The sequence below is a fragment of the Klebsiella sp. GFKo11 genome (assembly GCF_056490265.1).
The window spans coordinates 4570814-4597390 of sequence record NZ_CM151369.1; the positions used below are offsets into that span (position 1 = coordinate 4570814).

General features: G+C 57.2%; 19 protein-coding genes. 11 read left to right on the plus strand and 8 right to left on the minus strand.

Going from position 1 to position 26577, the window contains the following annotated elements; all coding sequences use genetic code 11:
- Both entE and entC read right to left on the minus strand, forming a co-directional pair.
- Complete coding sequence (entE, locus tag AC07P6_RS22145; RefSeq protein WP_478317062.1) at positions 1–1608, minus strand: (2,3-dihydroxybenzoyl)adenylate synthase EntE; 1608 nt, start codon at positions 1606–1608, stop codon at positions 1–3.
- Positions 1609–1617: 9 nt separating this feature from the next.
- Entirely contained in the window at positions 1618–2793 is a 1176-nt protein-coding gene (entC, locus tag AC07P6_RS22150; RefSeq protein WP_478314689.1) for an isochorismate synthase EntC, read from the minus strand.
- A 188-nt stretch (positions 2794–2981) separates the two neighbouring features.
- Here entC and fepB point away from each other — a divergent pair, with 188 nt between their 5' ends.
- Positions 2982–3941, plus strand: coding sequence for a Fe2+-enterobactin ABC transporter substrate-binding protein (gene fepB, locus AC07P6_RS22155; RefSeq protein ID WP_304256912.1), 960 nt, complete (start codon positions 2982–2984; stop codon positions 3939–3941).
- Between the two features lie 240 nt (positions 3942–4181).
- The gene (locus tag AC07P6_RS22160) at positions 4182–6323 is read left to right on the plus strand and encodes a glycoside hydrolase family 18 protein (RefSeq protein WP_478314691.1); all 2142 of its coding nucleotides are present in this window, start codon (positions 4182–4184) and stop codon (positions 6321–6323) included.
- Positions 6324–6634: 311 nt separating this feature from the next.
- Here the strand turns inward: AC07P6_RS22160 and entS are convergent, their stop codons facing one another.
- Entirely contained in the window at positions 6635–7876 is a 1242-nt protein-coding gene (entS, locus tag AC07P6_RS22165) for an enterobactin transporter EntS (RefSeq protein WP_478314693.1), read from the minus strand.
- 112 nt (positions 7877–7988) lie between these two features.
- On the opposite strand from entS, the gene fepD reads away from it, so the two are divergent.
- From fepD to fepC, 3 genes are read left to right on the plus strand one after another with little or no spacing between them, the layout of a single operon-like run.
- Positions 7989–8996 (plus strand): Fe(3+)-siderophore ABC transporter permease, encoded by a 1008-nt coding sequence (gene fepD / locus AC07P6_RS22170; RefSeq protein ID WP_182237054.1) that lies wholly within the window; start codon positions 7989–7991, stop codon positions 8994–8996.
- Positions 8993–9985, plus strand: coding sequence for an iron-enterobactin ABC transporter permease (fepG, locus tag AC07P6_RS22175; protein ID WP_181483115.1), 993 nt, complete (start codon positions 8993–8995; stop codon positions 9983–9985). Before fepD ends, fepG begins: the two co-directional genes overlap by 4 nt.
- Positions 9982–10776, plus strand: coding sequence for an iron-enterobactin ABC transporter ATP-binding protein (gene fepC / locus AC07P6_RS22180; RefSeq protein ID WP_478314695.1), 795 nt, complete (start codon positions 9982–9984; stop codon positions 10774–10776). The genes fepG and fepC overlap by 4 nt, the downstream gene beginning before the upstream one ends.
- A 277-nt stretch (positions 10777–11053) precedes the next feature.
- Here fepC and entF read toward each other — a convergent pair whose 3' ends face one another.
- Genes entF through fes form a run of 3 tightly spaced genes read right to left on the minus strand, consistent with a single transcriptional unit; the run spans position 11054 to position 16376 of the window.
- Positions 11054–14935, minus strand: a complete 3882-nt coding sequence (entF, locus tag AC07P6_RS22185; protein WP_478317063.1) for an enterobactin non-ribosomal peptide synthetase EntF — start codon at positions 14933–14935, stop codon at positions 11054–11056.
- A gap of 10 nt (positions 14936–14945) precedes the next feature.
- Entirely contained in the window at positions 14946–15149 is a 204-nt protein-coding gene (locus AC07P6_RS22190) for an MbtH family protein (RefSeq protein WP_182237062.1), read from the minus strand.
- 27 nt (positions 15150–15176) lie between these two features.
- Complete coding sequence (fes, locus tag AC07P6_RS22195; protein WP_478314697.1) at positions 15177–16376, minus strand: enterochelin esterase; 1200 nt, start codon at positions 16374–16376, stop codon at positions 15177–15179.
- 272 nt (positions 16377–16648) lie between these two features.
- On the opposite strand from fes, the gene AC07P6_RS22200 reads away from it, so the two are divergent.
- On the plus strand, positions 16649–18898 hold the full coding sequence (locus tag AC07P6_RS22200) for a TonB-dependent siderophore receptor (RefSeq protein ID WP_478314699.1): 2250 nt from the start codon (positions 16649–16651) through the stop codon (positions 18896–18898).
- 194 nt (positions 18899–19092) lie between these two features.
- Positions 19093–19716 (plus strand): enterobactin synthase subunit EntD, encoded by a 624-nt coding sequence (gene entD / locus AC07P6_RS22205; protein ID WP_478314701.1) that lies wholly within the window; start codon positions 19093–19095, stop codon positions 19714–19716.
- Positions 19717–19885: 169 nt separating this feature from the next.
- Here the strand turns inward: entD and AC07P6_RS22210 are convergent, their stop codons facing one another.
- On the minus strand, positions 19886–20821 hold the full coding sequence (locus tag AC07P6_RS22210) for a transketolase family protein (RefSeq protein ID WP_434659842.1): 936 nt from the start codon (positions 20819–20821) through the stop codon (positions 19886–19888).
- Complete coding sequence (locus tag AC07P6_RS22215) at positions 20814–21644, minus strand: transketolase (RefSeq protein ID WP_110273255.1); 831 nt, start codon at positions 21642–21644, stop codon at positions 20814–20816. The genes AC07P6_RS22210 and AC07P6_RS22215 overlap by 8 nt, the downstream gene beginning before the upstream one ends.
- A gap of 364 nt (positions 21645–22008) precedes the next feature.
- Here AC07P6_RS22215 and AC07P6_RS22220 point away from each other — a divergent pair, with 364 nt between their 5' ends.
- The 4 genes from AC07P6_RS22220 to AC07P6_RS22235 all read left to right on the plus strand — a co-directional run bounded on the left by AC07P6_RS22220 (position 22009) and on the right by AC07P6_RS22235 (position 26577).
- A complete protein-coding gene (locus tag AC07P6_RS22220; RefSeq protein WP_182237070.1) occupies positions 22009–22959 on the plus strand; it encodes a sugar-binding transcriptional regulator in 951 nt (316 codons plus the stop codon).
- A gap of 364 nt (positions 22960–23323) precedes the next feature.
- Positions 23324–24844: an FGGY family carbohydrate kinase gene (locus AC07P6_RS22225; protein WP_304256897.1), complete on the plus strand. Its 1521-nt coding sequence runs from the start codon at positions 23324–23326 to the stop codon at positions 24842–24844.
- A 133-nt stretch (positions 24845–24977) separates the two neighbouring features.
- The gene (locus AC07P6_RS22230; protein WP_110273252.1) at positions 24978–25913 is read left to right on the plus strand and encodes a D-ribose ABC transporter substrate-binding protein; all 936 of its coding nucleotides are present in this window, start codon (positions 24978–24980) and stop codon (positions 25911–25913) included.
- 43 nt (positions 25914–25956) lie between these two features.
- The gene (locus AC07P6_RS22235; protein WP_182237074.1) at positions 25957–26577 is read left to right on the plus strand and encodes a DUF2291 family protein; all 621 of its coding nucleotides are present in this window, start codon (positions 25957–25959) and stop codon (positions 26575–26577) included.

Here is a 26577-nt window from a genome sequence, read left to right on the forward strand (position 1 = left end):
TCAGCCCAGCTTGCGTTCAGCCAGCCACTGACGTAATTGTTTTTTATCGACTTTGCCCACCGGCGTCAGCGGCAGCGCGTCAACGCACTCCACGCGGTCCGGAAGTTTAAATTCTGCGACCCCTTGTTCACGCAGGAAGCGGCGAACCGCCACCGCGCGCAGAGGTTCTTTGACCACCAGATATGCACAGCTTTTTTCGCCCAGCAGGCTGTCTTCCATGCTGACCAGCGCAACGTGGATCACCGCAGGATGGCGCAGCAGCAGGTTTTCGATCTCTTCCGCCGCGATCTTTTCACCGCCGCGGTTGATCTGATCTTTTTCCCGACCCTGCACGGTGATGTAACCATCCTCGTCGATCGAAATCAGATCGCCCGAGCAGTAGAAACCGTCGGCATCAAACGCTTCGCCGTTGTGCTGCGGGCTTTTGTAGTAGCCACGGAAGGTATAGGGTCCACGGGTCATCAGGCGCCCCACTTCACCGCGCGGTAGCGGATTACCATCGGCATCGGCCACCCACACTTCATCATCCGGGCACATCGGGCAGCCCTGGGTGTTGATAATGCGCTCCGGGCTGTCGTTGAGGCGGGTGTAGTTCACCAGCCCTTCAGCCATGCCGAAGACCTGCTGAAGCTGGCAACCAATTTCCGCCGGAATACGGGCGGCGAGCGTCGCGGACAGGCGCGCTCCGCCAACCTGTAAAAGCTGCAGCGATTGCAGCTGGGCATTGCTGCCGGAGTCATGGATCTCCTGTAGCCACAAGCTCACCGCAGGCGGCACCAGCGAGGTCAGGTTGATTTGGTGTTTTTCAATCAGCGGGAAACACAGCGTGGCGCTCGGGTCATGCGCCAGCACCACCACGCCACCAGCAAGGAATACACCTAATGAACCCGGAGAACTCATCGCATAGTTGTGGGCGGCGGGAAGCGCGTTCAGATAGCGCGTTTCGGCGCTCACACCGCACAGTTCATTACTGCGGCGAATGCTGTAGTCATAATCGTTATGGGTGCGCGGTATCAGCTTCGGCGTACCGGTACTGCCGCCGGAAAGCTGGAAAAACGCCACTTCATCGGCAGGCGTCGGATTCGCCACGAAATTATCGGCCGGTTGTTCAATGGCCGCCGTCAGGCTCTGCTCGCCGCTGTCGTTCAGCAGCAGCGCCACGCGTACCGACGGATGCTGCTCAACAAACGCGTTAAGAAAAGCATCACCAGCAAACAGCGCGTGTTCGCGGTCGGCAATCAGCAGCGCGGGTTCAATCTGGGTGGCATAGGCATTCAGCTCGCTACGTTGATGGCTGAACAACGCGTTAACCGGCGCAACGCCAATACGCAGTAGCGCAAACAGAGTGATATAAAATTCCGCAACGTTACCCAGTTGCACCAGCGCCGTTTCGCCGCGCTTCAGGCCCTGACGTTGTAGCGAGAAGCCAAGGTTATCCACCAGACGGTTGAATTCGCGATAGCTGTACTGCTTGTCGCCTTCGATAATCGCGATGGCGTCGTTTTCCGCATGGCGAGTAATCAGATTGGTGAGCGGCAGATCCTGCCAGTAACCTTTTTGCCGATAGCGGGCCGCAAAATCTTCCGGCCAGCGATTAAATTCAATCATCATAATCCCTTATTGCAAGCCGAATACGTTCAGCATGGTAGTCAATTTGACGCCGGTTTCGCGCCACTCGCCCAGCGGCGAAGAGGCCGGGACGATGCCTGCGCCAGCAAACAGGCGCAACGTGTGCTGATGCAGACGGGCGCAGCGAATCGTCACCACCCACTCGCCGTTACCTTCGTCATCGCACCAGCCGACAATGCCGCCAAACAGCTGGCGGTCAAACGGCTCCAGTTCGTTAATCAGGCGTTTCGCCACCTGATGCGGGAAACCGCTCAGCGCTGGCGTCGGGTGCAGCAGGCAGGCGAGCGACATGGCGTTTTCTTTTGCCAGCGCGGTCCCCTGAATCTGCGTCGCCAGATGCCACAGGGTTGGCGTAGTGGTCAGTTGCGGGAAGTCCGGCAGAGAGAGTTCGCTGCTGCGCGGCGTTAATACGGCTTTCATCGCCTGAGTCACCAGGTCGTGCTCATGACGGTCTTTTGCCGACGCCAGCAGCTTATGCCCCGCTTCGCGATCCAGCACATCGTCCGGCTGACGGCGGGCCGAACCGGCCAACGGCACCGAGCTAAAATGCGCCCCTTCTTTACGCAGCAGCAGTTCCGGGCTGGCGCCCAGCAGCACGCCGCCGTCTGATAACGGCACGTGAAAGTTAAAGCTGGCCGGGTTCTGGGCGATCAGGCGCTCAAGCAGCGCCCCGCTATCAACCCGTTCGCGAGTGGTGATATCAATCAGGCGCGACAAGACAACTTTGTCCACTTCCGGCGTCGCGGTCAGGGCCGCTGCGCGCTCAACCATCGCCATAAAGGTGTCCTGCTCGGGAATTTCCCGACGCTGCACCACGTCCATTGGCGTCTGGCTTGATGCATAACGCGCGGACTGCTGTTTTTCGGTGCGAGAAAAGTCTTCCCAGCGCTCAGGGATGAACAGCTCGGACGGCTCGTTGGTATCAAACGGGATAGCGCCAACCATCACTGGCTTTGCAATCCCCGCAGCACGCGCCTCTTTAAACGCAGCCGCCATCTTGCTCTGGAAATCACCGGCCAGATTGTCGCCATCGGCGGCGGGATGCGAAAAGCGGCTAAAGCAGCCAGACGTTCTGAAACTGCGGTACGGCGACATAAAGAAGAAGCTTTCCGGCGACAGGGTCATTTTTTTCTCCCGAACATCCTCAGCCAAAGACGTTTCCATATCATCCTCCAAAAAACGATAAAGATATTACGAATAATTATCATTTATATTTTGGTTGGCTAACCTAAAAGGTATTGCTCTACATGTCAACCGTACAGATAGCATGTTGTGCTACTTAGACTTGCATCCACGCGGCGCAAAGCTGAAAATGAGAAGCATTTATCACAACTTAATCAGGATGCGAATACGTGAATTTCTCCACTTTTTGCCGCCGTACTCTCTTCGCCAGCGGTCTGGCGATTTTAGGAATTAGCTCAGCGCTGGCGGCAGACTGGCCGCGCCAGATTACCGACAGCCGCGGAACACATACGCTGGAAAGCCAGCCGCTGCGCATTGTCTCCACCAGCGTAACGCTAACCGGCTCGCTACTGGCAATTGACGCGCCAGTCGTAGCCAGCGGGGCCACCACGCCCAATAACCGCGTCGCCGATAGTCAGGGTTTTCTGCGTCAGTGGAGCGATGTGGCGAAAGAACGCAAATTGTCGCGACTTTATATTGGCGAGCCGAGCGCCGAAGCCGTTGCAGCCCAGATGCCGGACCTGATACTGATTAGCGCCACCGGCGGTGATTCGGCAATGACGCTCTACGATCAGCTTTCCACCATCGCCCCGACGCTCATCATTAACTACGATGATAAAAGCTGGCAGGCGCTGCTGACGCAATTGGGGAATATCACCGGTCATGAAAAACAGGCCGCCGGGAGAATTGCTGAATTTGATAAGAAGCTGGCGGCGCTAAAAGAGAAAATGCAGCTGCCGCCGCAGCCAGTCACCGCGCTGGTCTACACCGCAGCGGCCCACAGCGCCAATATCTGGACCAAAGAATCCGCTCAGGGACAGATGCTCGAACAGCTGGGCTTTACCCTCGCCGACCTGCCCGCCGGGCTACATGCCAGCCAGAGCCAGGGGAAACGCCATGATATTGTGCAGTTGGGTGGGGAGAATTTAGCCGCCGGGCTTAACGGCAAGAGCCTGTTCCTGTTCGCCGGTGACCAAAAAGACGCCGATGCGATTTACGCCAACCCGCTGCTGTCGCATCTTCCTGCGGTCGAAGGAAAACGCGTTTATCCGCTGGGGACCGAAACCTTCCGCCTTGATTACTACAGCGCCCTGCTGGTGCTGCAACGGTTATCAACGCTCTTTGGTTAGCATCATCGTCCCGGCGCATGCCGCCGGGACATCATCAGGCATCATTTGCATCATCATCTCTTTGTTATAAAAACACTTTCTTATTTATATCCAGCCCAAACACCTCATCGCCATCACTTTTTCCTCAGCCGAAATATCATCGTTTTTTGTGTTGTTTTGTGATTAGCCCTGGGCAGCCCGTTAGCCGATTATCTGCTCCACACCACTCACGGTGAACATTCACAGCAAAAGGAAATTAACGTGGCAACCAGCAAATTGATTAAAGGCGATACCCTTACTGAAACCAGCAACGCAGCTGATGGTTTTAACCCGGCAACCGAAGTGAGCAACTATAGCTATACTTCTGCTCGCGTCACAAAACCGGTTTATAACCAATACAAGTCCTCTACCACTAAACCAAAAGTCTTCGGTTACTACACCGACTGGTCTCAGTACGATGGCCGTCTGCAGGGTGGAGATTCAAAAGATAACCGCGGTCGCGGCTACGATCTGACCAACGTTTCCCCGACAGCCTATGACAAAATCATTGTCGGTTTTGTCGGCGTGACCGGATTCCATAAAGTGGACGGTCTATGGCGTGACGTGGTTGCCGAAGGCGCAGAGTCGTGCGGTAAAGTGCAATATGAGCCGACCTTCCTCGACCCGTGGGGCGATTTCCAGTCCTACGTTAACGTCGGCCACGATGTCAGCGGTTGGGACGTCGATCCGAAAACCGTCACTCAGTCGAACACCAAAGGCCTGCTCGGCGGCCTGCGTGACCTGCAAACCAAAGCGAAAGCTCAGGGCCACGATCTGGCGCTGTCCATGAGCATCGGCGGCTGGACCATGAGTAACGGTTTCCACGAAACCGCTGCTTCTGATTCATCCCGTAAAGTCTTCGCCAAAGGCGTGGTGAAACTGTTCAAACAGTTCCCGATGTTCAGCGAAGTGGATATCGACTGGGAATACCCGAACCATGAAGGCGCGGGTAACCCGTGCGGTCCGGAAGATGGTGAAAACTATGCCCTGCTGATTGGCGAGCTGCGTAAGCAACTGGATTCCGCAGGCCTGAGCAACGTAAAAATCTCCATCGCCAGCTCCGCTGTGGTTAAAACATTCGACTACTCTAACGTCAAAGCGCTGCTGAATGCCGGTCTGTACGGCATCAACCTGATGACCTATGACTTCTTCGGCACCCCGTGGGCTGAGACCGTTGCGCACCACACTAACCTGAAAGCGCTGGAAGAAGGCGGCTGGGCAGTGAACACCATCGTTGATCACCTGTTGTCCGAAGGCTTCCCGGCTGACCGTATCAACGTTGGTTATGCAGGCTACACCCGTAACGGCCGCAACGCCGAACTGGAATCCCTGTCTCCGCTGAAAGGCACCTATGATGCAGGCACCGGTACCACCGTGGGTACTTTCGAATCCGGCACGACCGAATGGTATGACGTGATTTATAACTACCTGGATCTGGAAAACCAGAAAGGCCGTAACGGTTTTAACGTTTACACCGACAAGGTTGCCGACGCTGACTATCTGTACAATCCAGAAACCAAACTGTTTATGTCTCTGGACACCCCGCGTTCCGTAAAAGCCAAAGGCGAATACGCAGCGAGCCTGGGTCTGGGCGCTATGTTCACCTGGACTATCGATCAGGACAACGGCGTGCTGGTTAACGCCGCGCGTGAAGGTCTGGGCTACGAGATCTCTTCTAAAGTCGTTGATATGGCGCCGTTCTACTTCGAAGGTATCAACGTTGAACCGACTGATGAAGAAGAGCAAGAAGAGCAGGAACAGGATCAAGATGAAGAGCAGATCGAACCGTCAGTAAACCATGCGCCAAAAGCGGCTATTGAGCTGATGGTAGTTGGCGGCTCCCGCGTTCGTCTTTCCGGCGAAAAATCGTCTGATGAAGATCAAGACGACCTGACCTACAGCTGGGGCGTGCCTGCGGCTATCGACCTGGCGGACAAAACCACTGCGACTATCGAGTTCAATGTTCCGGAAGTGACCGTGGATACCGAGTTCACCTTCACCCTGTTCGTTCGCGATACCTGGGGCGAGCCGTCAACACAGCAGCGCTTTGTGCTCTCTGTGGTTGCCGCCTCCCAGACGGACAAAGACGAAGACGAGTCCGAAGAAGAGTTCGATGATGAGCCCGCGGACGATCAGAGCGATGCTGATGACGAATCTCAGCAGGAAGATGATGTTGTTCCAGCGGATGAGACTGCACCTTACCCAACCTGGAGCTCAAGCACTGTTTATGGCGGAAACTGGGGTACTTTCGAAATCGTAAGCTGGAAAGGTCATAACTACCAGGTGAAATGGTGGTCTCAGGGCAACCAGCCGGACCTGAACTGCGGCCAGTTCGCCGTCTGGACCGACCTTGGCGCGTACTAAGCGTTAACCCTCACTGACGAGTGATAACAAGCCCCGGAGCCATCCGGGGCTTTTTATTATTGCTATTCTCGCCTCTCGGTTATTTTTCCCGATGGCGCTGCGCTGACCGGACTACGGATTCACCACCGTCTGCCGCTCAGGTAGCCCGGACAGGTGCAACGCACCGCCTCCGGGAAATGTGCCGGACCTCATGCATCAGCGCGGCTTCGTCCCGGTGGCGCTGCGCTGACCGGGCTACGGGTTCGCCGCCGCCTGCAGGTTTGGTAGCCCGGACAGGCGCAACGCGCCGCCTCCGGGAAAGCCCAGCGTATTTAACTTTCGCTGACCATCTCCGGTCGCTGAAAGCGGCGCAGCTCACGCAACAATCCAACCAGGATCACCCCAACAATCACCAGCGCCCAACCGCTGGCGTTCGCCGAAGCCACCGGCGTCAGAATCGCGCCCAGACCGCCGAGCAGCGCCGCGCCGATCGCATCGCCGGTCACGTTCTGCGCCGTCCACAAGCCATTGATACGACCAAGCATGTTTTCCGGGGTTTGGCTCTGAATCAACGTATATTGCAGCAGCGAGCTTATCGCACTCAGCCAGCCAAACACCGCCAGGCACAGCGCGCCAAGTTCCCACATCGGCATCAGACTGAATAACGCAATCGCCACAAACGAGCCAACGGTGGTTGCCAACATCAGAACGCCGGGCTTCGCCGTCTGCGCCAGCTGCCCGCTGGTCAACGCCCCCAGCGCCGCCCCCAGAGGGATCGCGGCGTACAGCAGGCCAATCTGCGATGTCGACATCTGCCAGCTTCCGGCCAGCGCCGGATAGAGCACGCGAACCGCGCTCGCCATCGTCAGCAGACCGCCGAGCAGCGCGATGCCGCCGATAAGCGGGCTGTTAAAGAGGAATTTCACTCCCGCCAGCAGCGATTTCAGCGGATGTTCACGCGGCTGCGGAGGCGGCGCTAACTGCGGTAAACGCAGCAGCGTCAGAGTGGTAATAAAGGTCCCGGCCGCCGCCAGACCGTAGTTCCAGGCTACCCCGCCGGTGGCCAGCAGCAGGCCACCGATCATCGGCGAAATCACCGAACCCAGACGCACCGTCAACATGGTGATCGCCCCCGCCTGCATCAGGTTTTCCCGCCCGACCAGCGCCGGAGTCGCCGCCAGCAGCGCAGTCACGCCAATGGAGGCAAACAGGCCGTCCCAGATCCCCAGCAGATAGATAGCAATTAGCGACGGCTCCGGCAGCATGGCGTTCAGGCACAGGCCGACGAAGCCGATCCCGCAGGTACCGCGCGCCAGCAGAATCAAGCGCTTGCGCTCATAACGGTCGGCCAGCACGCCGCCCACCATCAGGCCAATAAACATCGAAGCGCCGGTTAAGGTGACCGACAGCCCAACCTGCCAGGTCGAGTGGGTCATCATCTGGATTTGTACCGGGATCGCCACGCCCAGCAGGCCAAGCGACAGAATTGAGATAAAGCGGGCGATAAAGACGGCGCGAAAGGCCGGATGAGTTTTCAGCAGGCTGAGATTCAGCAGCCGGGATTGTCGGTTCATGACAGCGCCTTGTTATTATTTTCCATACCATTTTTATGGGTGCACATGCTAACATAACCGAATAGAATCGATAACGATAATTACTATCATTATCATGTCAGGGATGTAAGCCATGTCGTCTTCCATGACCACGGCGCGCGCCTTTGCCGTGCCGGGTCTTTTGATCGTTTTAACCATCGCCGTTGCGCTCAGCCTGTTGATTGGCGCGAAGCCCCTGCCGTTTAGCGTCGTCGTCGATGCTTTTACCGGTACCTGCCAAAGTGCCGATTGCACTATCGTTCTTGATGCCCGACTGCCGCGAACCCTCGCTGGACTGCTGGCGGGCGCCGCGCTGGGCCTCGCCGGGGCGCTGATGCAAACCCTGACCCGCAACCCGCTGGCCGACCCGGGGATCCTCGGCGTCAACTCCGGCGCCAGCTTTGCTATCGTGCTCGGCGCGGCGCTGTTTGGTATCTCTTCGCCACAGGAACAACTGCTGATGGCCTTTTGCGGCGCGTTCGGCGCATCGTTATTGGTGGCCTTTACCGGCAGCCAGGGCGGCGGTCAGCTTAGCCCAGTGCGCCTGACCCTCGCGGGCGTGGCTCTGGCGGCGGTGCTCGAAGGCCTTTCCAGCGGTATCGCCCTGCTTAACCCCGACGTCTACGATCAGCTGCGCTTCTGGCAAGCGGGTTCACTGGACGTGCGCACGCTGCAAACCCTGAAAATCGTCCTGATCCCGGTGTTGATTGCCGGTCTCGTTTCGCTGCTGCTCAGCCGGGCGCTCAATAGCCTCAGTCTCGGCAACGATACGGCGACCGCGCTCGGCAGCCGGGTCGCGCGTACTCAACTGATTGGGCTGCTGGCGATTACCGTCCTGTGCGGTAGCGCCACGGCAGTCGTTGGGCCAATTGCCTTTATCGGCCTGATGATGCCGCATATGGCCCGCTGGCTGGTGGGAGCCGATCATCGCTGGTCGCTGCCGGTCACCCTGCTGGCCACCCCTGCCCTGCTCTTGTTTGCCGATGTGCTTGGCCGCCTGCTGGTTCCCGGCGAGCTTCGTGTATCGGTGGTCAGCGCCTTTATCGGCGCGCCGGTTCTGATCTGGCTGGTGCGCCGCCAGCCGCGCGGAGGTGGAATGTGATTGCCCCTTCTCGCCGCCTGATTTTTAGCTGCCTGCTGCTGGTGATCGCCAGCGTGCTGGTCTCCCTGTGGGGGCTCGGCACCGGCCTGGTACCGTTAAGCGTTGAGCAAGTTATCTCCGCGCTGATTGGCGATGCGCCGCGCAACGTCACCATGGTGGTGACCGAATGGCGTCTGCCGCGCGTGCTGATGGCGCTGCTGATCGGTGCCGCGCTCGGCGTCAGCGGGGCGATTTTCCAGTCGCTAACCCGCAACCCGCTGGGCAGCCCGGACGTCATGGGCTTTAACACCGGTGCCTGGAGCGGCGTGCTGGTGGCGATGGTTATGTTCGGCCAGAACCTGGCAGCCATCGCCATGGCGGCAATGGCTGGCGGCATCCTCACCGCGCTGGTGGTCTGGCTGCTGGCCTGGCGCAACGGCATTGAGACCTTTCGCCTGATTATTATCGGCATCGGCATCCGCGCCATGCTGGTGGCGTTCAACACCTGGCTACTGCTGCGCGCCTCGCTGGAAACCGCGCTCTCAGCCGGGTTATGGTATGCCGGTTCCCTTAACGGCCTGACCTGGGGCAAAACCTGGCCCTCCGCGCCGCTGATTCTGCTGATGCTGGTTTTTGCCGCGCTGCTGGCGCGACGCATGCGGCTGCTGGAGATGGGCGACGATACCGCCTGCGCGCTGGGCGTGCGGGTTGAGCGTTCGCGCCTGCTGATGATGCTGGTCGGGGTGGTGCTTACCGCCGCCGCCACCGCGCTTGCCGGGCCAATTTCATTTATCGCCCTGGTGGCACCGCATATCGCGCGCCGCCTTAGCGGTACCGCTCGCTGGGGCCTGACTCAATCCGCGCTGTGCGGCGCGCTGGTGCTGGCACTCTCTGACTACTGCGCGCAGCGCCTGTTTATGCCTTATCAGTTACCGGTGGGCGTGGTGACCGTCAGCCTCGGCGGTATCTACCTCATTGCGTTGTTAATTCAGGAGTCCCGCAAAAAATGACTGCTGTAACTTCCCGTTTGCGCGGCGACCAGTTGACCCTGGCGTACGGCAAAAAGACCATCGCCGAATCGCTGAACGTGACCATTCCCGATGGACATTTTACCGCCATTATTGGCCCTAATGGTTGCGGTAAATCGACGCTGCTGCGTACCCTTAGCCGCCTGATGACCCCCACCAGCGGCCATGTCTGGCTCGACGGCGAGCAGATCCAGCATTATGCCAGTAAAGAGGTCGCCAAACGGATCGGCCTGCTGGCGCAAAACGCCACCACGCCGGGTGATATCACGGTTCAGGAGCTGGTGGCGCGTGGGCGTTATCCGCACCAGCCGCTGTTTACCCGCTGGCGTAAAGAGGATGAAGAGGCGGTCAGCAAGGCGATGAAAGCCACCGGGATCACCGACCTGGCGCTGCAAAGTGTCGATACGCTCTCAGGCGGCCAGCGTCAGCGGGCGTGGATTGCCATGGTGCTGGCTCAGGAGACGGCAATAATGCTGCTCGACGAGCCGACCACCTGGCTCGACATCAGCCATCAGATCGATCTGCTGGAGCTGCTGAGCGAGCTGAATCGGGAGAAGGGATATACGCTGGCGGCGGTGCTGCATGACCTGAACCAGGCCTGCCGCTATGCCACTCATTTGATTGCCCTGCGCGATGGCAAAATCGTCGCGGAAGGCGCGCCGAAAGAGATTGTTAACGCGGAGCTGATCGAGAAGATTTACGGCCTGCGCTGTACGATCATTGAAGATCCGGTGGCGCATACGCCGCTGGTGGTGCCGCTGGGACGCCGGTAGTTCCTTTCCCCTCACCCCGCCCCTCTCCCACAGGGAGAGGGAGAAAACCAGCGCTCATTTTTGACATTGGTCCCCAACGACAATTCGAAGGTGGAAAGCACTGCCCGCGCCCTGCCGATCTGTCCCCTCTCCCACAGGGAGAGGGCGAAAACCCGCGCTCATTTTTGACATTGGCCCCCAACCACAATTCGCAGGTGGAAAGCCACCGCCCGCGCCCTGCCGATCGGTCCCCTCTCCCTGTGGGAGAGGGTTAGGGTGAGGGCTACCCGGCGTTCAATTACCCCAGAATCTCCCTGACTACCGGGCCGATCGCCTCAAAGGCCTGTGGAGAGATAATATCTACATGGGCGCAATCCTGGCTAAAGACCTCCAGCTCACCAACCCATGGCCCCCAGACCACCTGCGGATCCATTCCGGCCTGACGGGTTCTCTCCGCCACGAATAGCGTCGCTTTACCGTCAAACTTCGCGCTGTGCGCGGTAGTCAGCAAGCGTACTGCATCAGCATAGTTGCCTTCAATAACGCTGAATAGCTCGCCGGAAGCCTGCCCCTGCTGAGCGGCAAGAAACGCTTCGCGTTCCCGTTCGATCTCCGCCAGCACCTCAGGATCCAGACCGTTAGCCTCTTTCTCCGCCCAGTTCTGTGTTTCTGGCGGCCAGGTGTCCAGCAGCCCGAGGAACGCCACCGCTTCGCCGCGCTGGCGTAAACGGGCGGCAATGCCCTGCGCCAGCGTGCCGCCGAGCGAATAACCGAACAGGTAATAAGGGCCGTGCGGTTGCTGCTCAAGCAAGGTTTGCAGATGATGCTCGCAGACCGCATCCAGATCCGCCGCCGTCGCCATTGGTCCCTGCGGTCGCGGCGACTGAATGCCGGTGATAGACCAGCGCGGGCTTAAATAACGCGCCAGCACGCTGAACTGCCAGGCAAAACCGGAAGCAGGATGGAAGCAGAACAGCGTCGGGCCGTCGCTCGCGCGCAGCGGCAGGAGCGTGTCGAAGCCCAGGCGCTGCGCCTGCTCATCGCTGAGATCCGAAGCCAGCAGCGCGCTCAGCTTGCCGACGGTCGAGGCGACCATCACCTGCCCCGGCGTCACCTGACGTTCCAGCTCGCGGCTCAGCAGCGCCGCCAGGCGCATTGCCAGCAGCGAATGACCACCTAAAGCGAAGAAATCAGCTTCAATATCGTTTACTTCGCAACCCAGCAGCTGGCTGAACGCCGTTGCCACGGTGCTTTCAATGCCCGGCTCCGGCGGACGACCGCTGCGCTCGCGGCTTAGCGTCGGCAGCGGCAGCGCTTTGCGATCCAGCTTGCCGTTGGCGCTCAGCGGCAGCTCCGGTAATTGAATCAGCACTACCGGCACCATATGCGGTGGCAGCTGTTCCCCCAGCCGCGCTTTGAGCGCTGCGGTATCCAGCGGCAGACCAGATTCAGAAACCAGATAGCCCACCAGCTGACGAGCATCACCGCCAGTGGCTGCCGCCTGGTTGAAGACGCAGGCATGAGTCACCGCCTGCGCGACGTCCGGCAACTCCGACATCACGCGATCGATTTCGCCCAGCTCAATACGCTGACCGCGAATTTTCAGCTGATCGTCGCTGCGCCCGAGATACTCCACCGCGCCGAAATCCTGCCAACGGGCAACGTCGCCAGTGCGATACATGCGCTCGCCCGGTGCGTAAGGATCGGCAATAAAGCGGCTGGCGGTTAAATCAGGACGCCCCAGGTAGCCCTGCGCCAGCTGAATGCCGGTCAGGTAGAGATCTCCCGCCACGCCCGGCGGTACCGGGCGCATCGACGCATCCAGAATACGCAAACCGGTATTCCATACCGGCCAGCCAATCGGCACGCTGGTGCCGGTGACCGCCGCCAGTTCAGGCCCGCAGGCCGGATACCAGCTGACGTCCACTGCCGCTTCCGTCGGGCCGTACAGGTTATGCAATGGCGCGCCGGTCAGCGATTCCCACTCGCGGCACAGCGCCGTCGGCAGCGCTTCACCGCTGCAGAATACCCGCCGCAGGGTTTGACAGGAGGCGACATTTTCCGCATCCAACGAAGCAACAAACGCCGCCAGCATCGACGGCACAAAGTGGGTCGTGGTCACGCCGTAGCGGGCGAAGAACTGCTGCATCGCCAGCGGGTCGCGATGGGCCTCAGGCTCGGCCATCACCAGCTGCGCACCGGCAATAAACGGCCACCAGAACTCCCATACCGAGACATCAAAGCTACACGGCGTTTTCTGCGCCACCACGTCATCAGCACAGAGCGGATAGTGGTTCTGCATCCACAGCAGGCGGTTGACAATGGCGGTTTGCCCGACCATCACCCCTTTCGGTCGCCCGGTAGAGCCGGAGGTAAAGATGATATAAGCGGTATGGTCAGGCTGAGATATGGCCAGCGGTGCAGCGTCACTCGCTTCCAGCGGCTGCTGATAACAGAGACTTCCCAGGTTGGGGATATCGCTAAAGCGCGCCAACTGATCCTCAGAAGTAATCAGTAGCGATGGACGCGCATCTTCCAGCATCATCCGCAGACGATCGTCAGGATAACCGGTATCCAGAGGCAACCATGCGGCCCCGGCTTCGACAATGCCGTGCAGCGCCAGGGTCAGGAACACCGAACGCGGCAGCGCCACCGCCACGCTATCGCCCGGTTTAACCCCGCGTGCGCGCAGCAATTGCGCCAACGCCACCACCTGCTGGCGCATCTCGCGATAGCTAAATTGCCACCTGGCATCCGCCAGCGCCGGGGCATCCGGGGTTTTCGCCGCCTGCTCTGCCACCAGCGCGCTCAGCGTGGTGGAAGGCAGAGCAATGCCGGTATTGTTGACCTGCTCCAGTTGCGTTATTTCCGCCGCCGATAGCATATTCGCGTCGCCGCAGCGCAGGCCCGGATGGTCAGCAAACTGCGTCAGCAGCGCGGAGAGCCGGGCGATATGCCCGCGCAGCGTCTGTTCATCGTAACGCTGTTTATTGGCCAAAATCTCCAGTGACAGACCGCCCGCTTCGTCCGGGAACAGCGCCAACTCAAGGTCATTGACCGGGCCGGTCGCCAGAGTGTGGGTTATCGCCCGCACGCCGTCGATATCCAGCTGATAATCGAAAACTTTTATATTGAGCACCGGGCCAAATAGCGGCTCATCACCCGCCGCCTTGCCGCTGTCGCGAACGATCTGCTCGGCGTCATAGCGCTGGTGGCGGCGCATTTTTTTCAACTGCCCGGCAAGGCGCGTTGCCAGTTCCGGCAGCGTTTCCTGCGCGTCAATATTGACCGCCAGCGGCAGGACGTTCAGTACCGGTCCGGTTGCGGTTAGCGCCGCAGACCCCATGCGGCGCATAAAGATAAAGCCCGCCGCGTAATCCATTCGGCTGCACAGTCGCCCCAACCACAGGGTGGTCAGCGCCAGCGCCAGATCCGCACGCTGACACTGCGGAGCACTCGCTGCCAGACGGCTAAAGACGCCAGCATCGACCTCCAGCTTCATGCGCCAGATATCGGTGCAGCTCGCCCTTCCCGCCAGCGGCGCGGCAGACAGCGAAGCCGGAGACGGTAGCGCTTTACGCTGCTCCTGCCAGAACTGTTTGTCACGCTGCCAGGCGTCGCTACCGTAGTAGCGTTGATACTCTTCCACGACTTCCGCAAAGGGAGTAAACGGCGAAACAGGCGTTTCTTCACCCCGCTGCCAGGCACGATAAATTGCAGCGATCTGGCGAGTAATCGCTGGGAAACTGAAGCCATCGACCAGTAAATGGTGATAACGCTGATACCAGTACCAGCGATTATCTCCTACCCGTAACAGCTGATGGCAGACCAGCGGATTGCCGCCGTCTACGCGCAGATTCTGCCCGAGGTCGGCATGCATCAGCGCCAGCGCGGCGGCGTGCGGGTCGCTCGCGGCGCGCAGATCCTGATAATCCGGTTCGGCAAACACATGAGTTTCATCGACCCACTGCCAGGCTTCGCCGTTATCTTCACAAAAACGCATGCTGAGGGTATCGGCCTGCGACAGTCCGGTAACAATCGCCCGTCCGAGCAGAACCGGGTCGATCTCACCGCGCAGTTCTACATGGTGGGCGACGCTCCAGGCACCGGGCAGCGTTGAGAGACGCTCTGCCATCCAGATCCCCGGCTGCGCCGCAACCAGCGGTAAACGAGTGGTCATCATCAGCTCCTTAGGACGCGTGGTGCGCGGGGGTGAGGGTGGACCAGTTCGCCGCCAGCCAGGCGTTGCACGCTTCTAGCGACTGCGGCTGGCACTCCACCGCCCAGCCTTCCGGCAGCGAGCAGTGGTGTGGCCACAAGCTAAACTGCTGTAATTCATTGCGCAGAATGTAAAACTGCCCTTGCGGATTATCGAAGGGGTTACTGAATTGCATTTCAAATTCCTCGTAAAGCGCGCTTTGCTACTCTTCGCGGCATAAAGGCTGCCACAGCTGGATTAACCCCGCCGTCAGCCCGCCGCGCCAGCAAAGCGCATCATGCCCGCCGTCAACCTGACGCCAGAAAATCGTCTGCTGTTCCAGATGCGCGAGAAGCGCCTGGTTTGCACGAAAAATAATCGGCTCGCGAATACCGGCTTCCAGCCAGATTCGCAGCCCTTGCGGGTGTAACTCGCCGCGGCTTAGGCGGTCAATCAGCAGTCCCGTCTGCACCCCACCGCGATGCGGCCACCAGTAGGAACCGGACTGGCTAAGCACGCAGCCAAAGCGCTGCGGCCAGTAGAGCGCAGCGAACATTGAAGCCAGGCCACCAAAGCTCTGGCCTGCCACCACGGTTCGGTCAGCGCGATCGCTGAAAGGGGCCATCTGACGAACTAACGGCAGCAGCTCTTCCTGAACCGCCAGCCAGAACGCTTCATTGCAGGGAAGCTCTTCGCCGCGATGCTGGTTATCAATCACGTCAATCAGCAGATAAACCGCCTGCGGGAGCCGCTTTTCGCGGGTTAACCCCGCCAGCGGCGACCATATCGGCATGCTTTCGGCCCAGAACTGGCCATCAAGCAGAATCGCCAGAGGGCGCTCTTGCGGATTCGCATCACCGGTAGCGTAGACCCAGATCCGTCGCATATTGCCCAGGCGCTGGCTCTGCCACTCAATGCAGACCGGCGGCTGATAAGGTTCATCGCGCAGCGCCCAGCCCGGTTGTTCCGGGGCTTCAGGCAGCTCCAGCGCAGACACCGCATGACCGCGGCCGCCCTTCCAGCTTTGTGGATTGAGTGGGTCGGAGATCGCGCGCGGCAGCAGTTTACGCCAGCCTTCACGCAGCAGCGTGCGGTCCGGGCTATCGCCGTTAAAAAGCTCAGGGGAAAAATCGTTATCGCGCTCGGAGGGAACAAAACAGTAGCTCCCGCGCCAGGTGGGTGAGAGCGTGGTTTGCCAGAACCAGGCATCGGTACCGGGAACGCGTTGCAGCGTCTGCGGCAGCGAATTTTTATGATGATCGGTGACGCCGGTGATGTAAATCCATACCCGCTGGATCGTCGAGGAGGCCTCGCTGCCCGCAGGGTCTCGCCACCAGAACGTCACCCGATACGCGTCGTCAACGGCCTCAATCTGCGGGCCGGAGAGGCTTTGCCACCAGTCGTCACTTCCTGTCTTTTGCATTCCTTTTTTAACCTTATGTTTATCGTGACATTTATCAACAAACGTATCAATAAACGTAATATTTATTGATAATATTATTGATAACTATTTTCATTTGCAATAGCGTATTAGCGCGCTGTGGGAAGCGCGTCTTTCAAAATTAAACATGTCAGAGATGGCTTATTGAGTCAGCGACGGAGTGCGTATGCCCTCTACTGGCAACATTGATACCGCCTCCCCTCCCGACGGGAAAGGGCTTTTGGGGAAGGTGGCGACGAAAAGCAGGATTTACAATGAATAACAGGATCAAATCCCTGGCCTTGCTGGTCAATCTGGGAATCTATGGGGCTGCTTTTCCGCTGAGCGCGGCGGAAACCTCCTCTGATAGCAAAGCCGCAACCGCTGACGAAACCATGGTCGTTACCGCTGCCGAACAGAACCTTCAGGCTCCGGGCGTCTCAACCATCACCGCCGATGAAATCCGTAAACGTCCGCCTGCGCGCGACGTATCTGAAATTATCCGCACCATGCCGGGCGTTAACCTGACCGGCAACTCCACCAGCGGCCAGCGCGGCAACAATCGCCAGATTGATATTCGCGGCATGGGCCCGGAAAACACCCTGATCCTGATTGATGGTAAGCCCGTCACCAGCCGCAACTCCGTGCGTCTGGGCTGGCGTGGCGAGCGTGATACTCGCGGCGATACTTCCTGGGTACCACCGGAGCTGATTGAACGCATTGACGTCATTCGCGGCCCGGCTGCTGCACGCTACGGTAACGGCGCGGCGGGCGGCGTGGTCAATATCATCACCAAAAAAAGCGACGGTGAATGGCACGGTTCATGGAACACCTACATGAACGCTCCAGAGCACAAAGACGAAGGCTCCACTAAACGCACTAACTTTAGCCTCACCGGCCCACTGGGCGGCGATTTCAGCTTCCGCCTGTTAGGTAATCTCGATAAAACCCAGGCCGATGCATGGGATATCAACGACGGGCATCAGTCCGAGCGTACCGGTGCATATGCCAATACCATGCCTGCCGGGCGTGAAGGTGTAAAAAACAAGAATATTAACGGCGTCGTGCGCTGGGACTTCGCGCCGATGCAGTCGCTGGAGTTTGAATCCGGCTACAGCCGTCAGGGCAACCTCTACGCTGGCGACACGCAGAACACCAACACCAACGATCTGGTGAAAAAGAACTACGGCAAAGAGACTAACCGCCTCTATCGCCAGACCTACTCTATGACCTGGAACGGCGGCTGGGATAACGGCGTGACCACCAGCAACTGGGCGCAGTACGAACGTACCCGCAACTCTCGTAAAGGCGAAGGTTTAGCGGGTGGTACAGAAGGTATCTTCAACAGCGATCAGTTCAGCGATATCGATCTGGCCGACGTGATGCTGCACAGCGAAGTCAACATCCCTCTCGATCTGGTATTTAACCAGAACCTGACGCTGGGTACCGAGTGGAACCAGCAGCGCATGAAGGATTTAGCGTCAAATACCCAGACCTTTATGGGCGGTGACATTGATGGCTATGACAGCACCGGCCGTAGCCCGTACTCGAAAGCCGAGATCTTTTCCCTGTTTGCCGAAGACAACATGGAGTTGACCGAAACTACGATGCTGACTCCGGCGCTGCGTTTCGATCACCACACTATCGTGGGCAACAACTGGAGCCCATCGCTGAACCTGTCTCAAGGTCTGGGCGATGATTTTACCCTGAAAATGGGTATCGCCCGCGCCTATAAAGCGCCGAGCCTGTACCAGACCAACCCGAACTATATTCTTTATAGTAAAGGCCAGGGCTGCTACGCCAGCGGCACCGGTACTGGTTGTTACATGATGGGTAACGATGACCTGAAAGCCGAAACCAGCATCAACAAAGAGATTGGCCTTGAATTTAAACATGACGGCTGGCTGGCGGGTGTGACATGGTTCCGTAACGACTACCGCGATAAAATCGAAGCAGGCTACGCGCCAATTGCGAATACCTCGAAAGGTGCGGTGAAAACCGATATCTATCAATGGGAAAACGTGCCTAAAGCGGTGGTTGAAGGTCTTGAAGGGACCCTGAACGTGCCGGTTAGCGAGACGGTGAACTGGACTAACAACATCACCTATATGCTGCAAAGTAAAAACAAGGAAACCGGCGATCGTCTGTCGATTATTCCGGAATACACCCTGAACTCCACCCTGAGCTGGCAGATTCAGCAGGATATTTCCGTGCAGTCGACCTTCACCTGGTACGGCAAGCAGCAGCCGAAGAAATATAACTACAAAGGTCAGCCGGCGGTGGGTTCCGAAACGGATGAAGTCAGCCCATACAGCATCGTTGGTCTGAGCGCCACCTGGGACGTAACCAAATACGTCAGCCTGACCGGCGGCGTGGATAACGTCTTCGATAAGCGCCACTGGCGTGCGGGTAACTCCCAGACAACGGGTAGCCTCACCGATGTCTCTTATATGGCTGGCGCAGGTGCCAACACTTATAACGAATCGGGCCGGACCTGGTACCTGGGTGTCAATACCCACTTCTGATGGTTCTCTTATACCCTAAATAATTCGAGTTGCAGGAAGGTGGCAAGGAAGCGAATCCCCAGGAGCTTACATGAGTAAGTGACTGGGGTGAGCGCGCGATGCCAACGCACATGCAACTTGAAGTATGACGGGTATAAATCTCCTCCGCCCTCTTCTCATAGAGGGCGGACGGAAGAATCTGCTAACATTCCACGATGCAAATCCAACACTCAATCATTCAGCTTGCGGGTCATTCACTTCAGCGGGTGGATTTCGACCCGGCGACCTTTCAGCCTGAAGATCTGTTCTGGCTCCCGCATCACGCCCTGCTAGCCGACTGTGCCCGCAAGCGGCAGAGCGAACATCTTGCCGGGCGTATTGCGGCGGTTTATGCGCTACAGGAAGTGGGAGAGAAAAGCGTTCCTGCCATTGGCGACCAGCGCCAGCCCCTATGGCCCACCCCGTGGTACGGCAGCATCAGCCACAGCAAACAGACCGCGCTGGCGGTAGTTTCTGCCCAGCCGGTCGGCATTGATATCGAAAGGATCATGACGCCTTCGCTGGCGGCAGATCTGGAAAGCAGTATCGTCAACGCAGCGGAAAAAAGAGTTCTGGATGACAGTGGTTTACCGCCTGAGCTGGCGCTGACGCTGGCGTTTTCGGCGAAAGAGAGCGCGTTTAAGGCCTGCCATGTGGACGTACAAGCCGGAAGAGGTTTTACCGATTTTGAGTTGGTGTATATAAAGGAAGGAATTTTGCTTCTTCGGTTATCCGCTAAAGAGTTTAGGCTGCAATGGATCAAGGCCGGAGAATTTGTTATTACGCTTTGCACGTCGTAAAAGGTGCCGTTTTAGACACCGTGCTCGTATTTCTGCCGGGCGGCGGCTGACGCCTTGCCCGGCCTACAAACACCACGACATCAGCATGTTGCGCTTTCTTTGTAGGCCCGGTAAGGCGCTAGCCGCCACCGGGCAATTCCAGAGACATACACTTTTCTACAAGCTGAAATCAACGCATCTTCTGCGTCAGTTCAGCAATAGAGGCCGCATCAAAACCGTGATGTTTACGCAGCCAGCCGCGATCTGCCGCAGCCGCATACTCACCATCCGGGATCCCCAGGCGCTTGAGCTTAATGCCGACGCCCGCTTCCGCCAGCACTTCCGCCACCAGGCTACCCAGTCCGCCGTTGACGTTATGCTCTTCCACCGTAATCACCGCTTTGCATGGCTTCAGCGCTGCCAGCAGCGCGGCGGTATCGCAAGGGCGGATTGAAGGCACGCTCACCACTTTAGCCTGAACCCCTGCATCGGCCAGAATCTGCGCCGCATCAACGATTTCATGCACCGTAGAGCCAGTTGCTACCAGCGCGATATCTTCGCCTTCGCGCAGCGTCACTACCGCACCGGGCACAAACTGATAATTTTCGTCGTGCAGCTCCGGCAACGCCTTGCCATCGAGGCGAATATAAACCGGCCCCTGATAGCGAATGGCGTAATCGATAATCTGCCGACATTCACGCGGTGAAGAAGGGGCAAAAATCTGGATATTACCGAAGCCGCGCATCACCGCCAGATCGTCAATCGCGTGGTGGGTACTCGCCAACGGGCCGTAGCTGGCCCCGGCGTTGAGGCCAAATAGCTTAACGTTGGTGTTGTTGTAGCAAACATCGACTTTAATTTGCTCGTTAGCGCGGGAAATCAGGAACGGCGCGGCGTTACAGGTCACCGCAACTTTTCCGCCCAGCGCCAGGCCAGCTGCTGTGCCGACCATACTCTGCTCGGCGATGCCCACGTTAACCAGGCGGCCAGGGAATTGTTTAATAAACGGGGCGATTTTTGCCGTCGAGGTTGAGTCAGCTACCACCGGCACCAGATCAACACCGCTTTCAACTGCATCAATAAACGCTTCAACCATCACGCTCGCCAGGTGTTCTGCATTACTCATCTTTCAATTCCTCCAGTGCCAGTGCAATTTCTTCGCCTTTCGGTACCCGGTGGTGCCATTCCGGACGCCCCTGGATAAAGGAAATACCGGCACCTTTCGTGGTGTTGGCGATAATAACGTTCGGTTTACCTTCCTGCTTCAGCCCTTCCAGTGTCGCCACCACCGACGCCATGTCGTTGCCCTGGCACTCGGTTACCGTCATGCCGAAGGCTTTCCATTTGTCAGCCAGCGGGTCGGTATTCATGATTTCACGGGTCGGCCCTGCCAGCTGGAGGTTGTTCTTGTCATTAATGATGACGAGGTTATCAAGCCCATAGTGCGCCGCGGCCAGAGCCGCTTCCCAGTTGCTGCCTTCAGCCAGCTCGCCATCGCCGGTAATTAAAAAGATGCGGCGGGAGCTGTTGCTTTTCTTCGCAGCCAGCGCCAGCCCCACCGCAACAGGCAAACCGTGGCCCAGCGCGCCGGTGTTGAGTTCGATGCCCGGTGTTTTTTGACGTACAGGGTGGCCAGGAAGATGAGAGTTGGCATGCTGATAGGTATCCAGCCAGTCAACGGGGAAGAAACCCGCTTCGGCCAATACGCAGTAGTAGCAACCCACCGCGTGGCCTTTCGACTGGATGTAGATATCACGCTGATCGTCAGCAATACGGTCCGGCGCAACGTTCATAATACGGAAGTAGAGCGCGGTAATCAGTTCAACCTGAGACAGGTCGGCTCCGGTGTGCCCACCCGCAGGGCTGTTGGCATTCAATCTGACGATATGGCGACGAACGGCGCGGGCTTTACGCTCAAGTGCCTGGACATCATAGCTATAGGGATTCATTTAATACCTCTGAATTTATTTTCAACTTGGAATATTTATTCCGTCAGGGACTAAAAAAACCAGACATCCCCAGGCAACGCATCGCAAGGCTTACGCCGCTGCATCATACTCAGGAACATTCTGCCTCCTTACCACCAGGCCTGACTGCGCCTGGGTACTTTTCAGTTGACCTGAAATCATCATGAATATATATTCAATAATGATTCTTTATTCAATTATGCAGCCACTGTTCTGTTTTTGTCCATAGCTGTTTTTGAGGATTGGCGAAAGTTAGATATCCATCACACTTAACTGTCTTTTCTTTTCGCGTATGATGATGAGCTCTAAGATAATGGCTGCACGTAAATGATTTTCGGGGAAATATATGGCTAAGCAGGATGAACAACGGCTATTAGTTAAGATTGCCACTCTTTACTATCTTGAAGGACGAAAGCAGTCCGATATCGCTCAACTTCTCTCGCTTTCTCAGTCATTTATCTCCCGAGCGATTACCCGTTGCCAAAAGGAAGGCGTGGTCAAAATTAGCGTTGTTCAGCCATCCAATATTTTCCTCAATCTTGAAAAAGGTCTCGAGGATCGCTACGGAATTAAACAAGCCATCGTGGTGGATACCGAAGAGGACGCGAACGATCACACCATCAAGCGCGCCATTGGTTCCGCCGCCGCCCACTATCTGGAAACGCGATTACGCCCAAAAGACCTGATTGGCGTCTCCTCCTGGAGTTCGACCATTCGTGCGATGGTCGATGAAGTTCACGCGCAAAATCTGAAGGCCAACGGCGTGATTCAACTGCTGGGTGGCGTAGGGCCGAACGGTAATGTCCAGGCAACGATCCTCACCCAAACCCTGGCGCATCATCTTAACTGTGATGCCTGGCTGCTTCCTTCCCAAAGCATTGAAGGCTCAACGGAGGAGAAAAATCGTCTCGTTGCCAGCAAAGATGTCGCCGATGTCATTGCCCGCTTTGACGAAGTCGATATTGCCATCGTTGGCATTGGCATCCTCGAGCCTTCGCAACTGCTTAAAACGTCCGGGAACTACTACCACGAAGATATGCTTCAGGTGCTGGCGGCACGCGGCGCGGTCGGAGACATTTGCCTGCACTACTACGACAAAAACGGCAAAGCGGTGTTACGCGATGATGAAGATCCTGTTATCGGCATGGCGCTGGAAAAAGTGAAGAAGTGCCCCAACGTGGTGGCCCTTGCCGGCGGCAGTGATAAGGTTGCGGCTATCAAAGGTGCGCTATCAGGCGGTTATATCGATGTGTTAATTACTGACTACCCCACCGCGCGCCTGCTTATCGCGGGTTAACCTCCTCATTCCAACACTTTCCCACAACCTTTACGCTTTCCAGGAAGCGTAAAGGTAATGCAAATAAATATTTATATTTCAACACGATAAATGCATTAAGCTGCTCTCTTTTTCACTCATTGTCAGATGCTCCACCGAACGGATAAGTGTGATTGCCAGCACAATTGATAACTTTTCCTGTAGCCCGATGGGAAGTTTCTGGCTAAGGTATCAAATAAATAATCACTATCGAATATATATTCAGTGATTAAAAAAGTGAAAACGAATTGTCACATCATGGCCTGCTAAGAAGCAATGCGATAAAGAGGAATGCCGACTCTTCCCCCTCCGCGCCAGGACGAAGTGTGACTCAGGAGACTACCTAATGCAGGCAACACGTAAAGAGTTCATCATTGCACTGGACGAAGGCACCACCAACGCCAAAGCCGTCGTGCTCGATAGCCGCGGTGACGTGGTAGTGAAATTCTCGCAACCGCTGGCGATTCAAACGCCGCGCGATGGTTGGGTCGAGCAATCGGGAGAAGTTCTGGTCGAAGCCTCACTCGACGTTATCGCTAAAGCGGTTGAACACGTCGGTGCAGAGAACGTCGCCGCATTGGCCATCAGCAACCAGCGCGAGACCGCCATAGGTTGGTATCGCCAGAGCGGTAAACCCATTAACGCCGCCATCACCTGGCAGTGTACCCGTAGCGCCGCGTTTTGCGATGAACTACGCCGCGACAACAAAGAGCAGCAAATCAAAACCACCACTGGCCTGCCGATTGCGCCTTTGTTCTCGGCCTCAAAAATGCGCTGGCTGCTGGAATCCATTCCTGAGGGCCGCATGTTGGCTGAACGCGGAGAAATCTGCCTCGGCACCATCGACAGCTGGCTGCTGTGGAATTTAACCCAGGGCGAAGCGTTCCATTGCGATCACTCCAATGCTGCACGCACCCAATTGCTGAATCTGCAAACCGGGCAGTGGGACGACGAGATGCTGGCGCTGTTCCAGATCCCTCGCGCTGCGCTGCCGAAAATTAAACCTTCCAGCGGATTATTTGGCTACACCCGCGGGCTGAACAATATCCCTGACGGTATCCCAGTGATGGCGATGGTGGGTGATTCCCACGCCGCGCTGTTTGGTCACGCGCTTGGCGAACTGGGCTGCGTTAAAGCCACCTACGGCACGGGGTCATCAGTGATGGCGCCGGTAAAATCCGCACAGTGCGATATCGACGCACTGGCCACCACCATCGCCTGGCACGACGGCGACAGCATCACCTACGGACTAGAAGGTAATATTCCCCACACCGGCGATGCCGTGGCGTGGATGGCCGACAGCACCGGCTTAAGCGAGCTTTCAGATGCCGAGTTGGCTCATGAGCTCAACACCCTACCCGCCTCCGTGGACTCTACGCTGGGCGTCTATTTTGTACCAGCCCTTACCGGACTTGGCGCACCATGGTGGGATGACAGCGCCCGCGGCGTGATTTGCGGTCTGAGCCGTGGCGTTAAACGCGCGCACCTGATTCGCGCCGCGCTGGAGTCCATTACCTATCAAATCGCCGATGTTGTTGTCGCCATGCGTCAGCAGGATGACTTCCACCTGGCGGCATTAATGGTCGACGGCGGCCCAACGAAAAATGATTGGTTAATGCAGTATCAGGCCGACCTGCTGGGATGCCCGGTGATGCGCAGCGATGTTGCCGAACTCTCGGCGATTGGCGCAGCCCTTCTGGCCCGCAAAGCCCTGAACCCAGGCTCGGTGACCGACCTGAAAGCCTTCTTAACCGAACATAGCGAATTTATCCCCGATATGGCCCGCCACCAGCGCCTGCAGAAAAGATGGCAGGAGTGGCGCCATGCGGTGAACAGAACATTATGGAAACCGGCAACGTCCGCCTGACGCCCACCAGGGAATCTCGTGTGTGACGAACCTTAATCATCAACAGAAGGAGACCCCCGGCCCATAAACTTGATTTTCAGGCCTTACGTTGTTTCACCGTACCCGACAATAACAACCAAGAGAGAAAATTGTCATGAAATTACGTTTAACGCTTTTAACAGCCGCTACCCTGACCGCTTTTTCTTTTGCCGCCCAGGCAGCAGAAAAAGGCACCATCATGATCATGGTAAACTCGCTGGATAATCCGTATTACGCTTCTGAAGCCAAAGGCGCCAGTGAGAAAGCAAAAGAGCTGGGATACCAGACCACCATTCTTTCGCATGGCGAAGATGTAAAAAAACAGAATGAACTGATCGATACCGCCATCGGTAAAAAAGTTCAGGGCATTATTCTGGATAATGCTGACTCTACCGCCAGCGTCGCGGCGATTGAAAAAGCGAAAAAAGCCGGTATTCCAGTGGTATTAATCAACCGCGAAATCCCTGTCGATGACGTCGCCCTTGAGCAGATTACCCATAATAACTTCCAGGCCGGTTCTGAAGTCGCCAACGTATTTGTTGAGAAGATGGCAGAGAAAGGAAAATATGCCGAACTGACCTGTAACCTTGCGGATAATAACTGCGTTACCCGCTCTAAATCTTTCCACCAGGTTATCGACCAATACCCGGATATGGTCAGCGTGGCGAAGCAAGATGCCAAAGGGACGTTGATCGATGGCAAACGCATTATGGACAGTATTCTGCAAGCGCACCCTGACGTGAAGGGCGTAATTTGCGGCAACGGTCCTGTCGCTCTTGGCGCAATTGCCGCGCTGAAAGCCGCCAATCGCACCGATGTCGTAGTTGTTGGTATCGATGGTAGCAACGACGAACGCGATGCGGTGAAAGCCGGAACCCTGCAGGCGACGGTGATGCTCCAGGCCCAGGCTATCGCCGCTCAGGGCGTGACCGATCTGGATAACTACCTGCAAAAAGGTGAAAAACCAGCGAAGCAGCGCGTGATGTTCCGCGGGATTCTGATCACTCAAGACAATGCAGACAAAGTTCAGGACTTCAATATCAAGTCCTGAGTTCGGGTTGTTGCGCCCCTACGGGGGCGCATAGGAGAGTATTATGTTTAAAAAAACCTGGCTGGCGCTGGCCGTTCTTACGCTTGGAGGCTGCCGTATTGTCTCTCAGCAAGAGCTGGCCGATCTTAAATCCCCGCCCAATCCGCACATGACGAGTATTGACAAAACATGGCAGGACCAGATCGTTCCACAGGTCGTTGCCAGGGCTCGTCCCGTTGCCGAGTTGATGACCGCCCTGCGCGCGGCGAAAGATTTCGACAGCGCCTGCAAAACGTTAGGCTATCGCGCTCAGGATGAGAATCCATGCGTTTTTTACGTCAAAGTTGAAGGTAATATCAGCAAAATTGATTCTGCTTCCCGTAGCGGAAAAATGACCATTCAGGATCTCAGCGGCAGCAACGTGGTGGTGCAAATTGGCCCAACGCTGCGCGGGACGTTATTACGCGACGGCTATCAAGGTGCCAGCTATCAGGACTTTAACGACCAGGTACTGTTTGGCGAATATGGTCGGGCGATTAACGAACATGCGGTCAATATGATTCAAGCGGCACAGGTGAAAACCGGCGAAACGACACAGGTATATGGCGTGTTTTCAGCCTGGGATATTCCGCAGACCATTCCTGATATTACGCCAGCGAAAATTGTTCGTGCGGGAGGACAATAA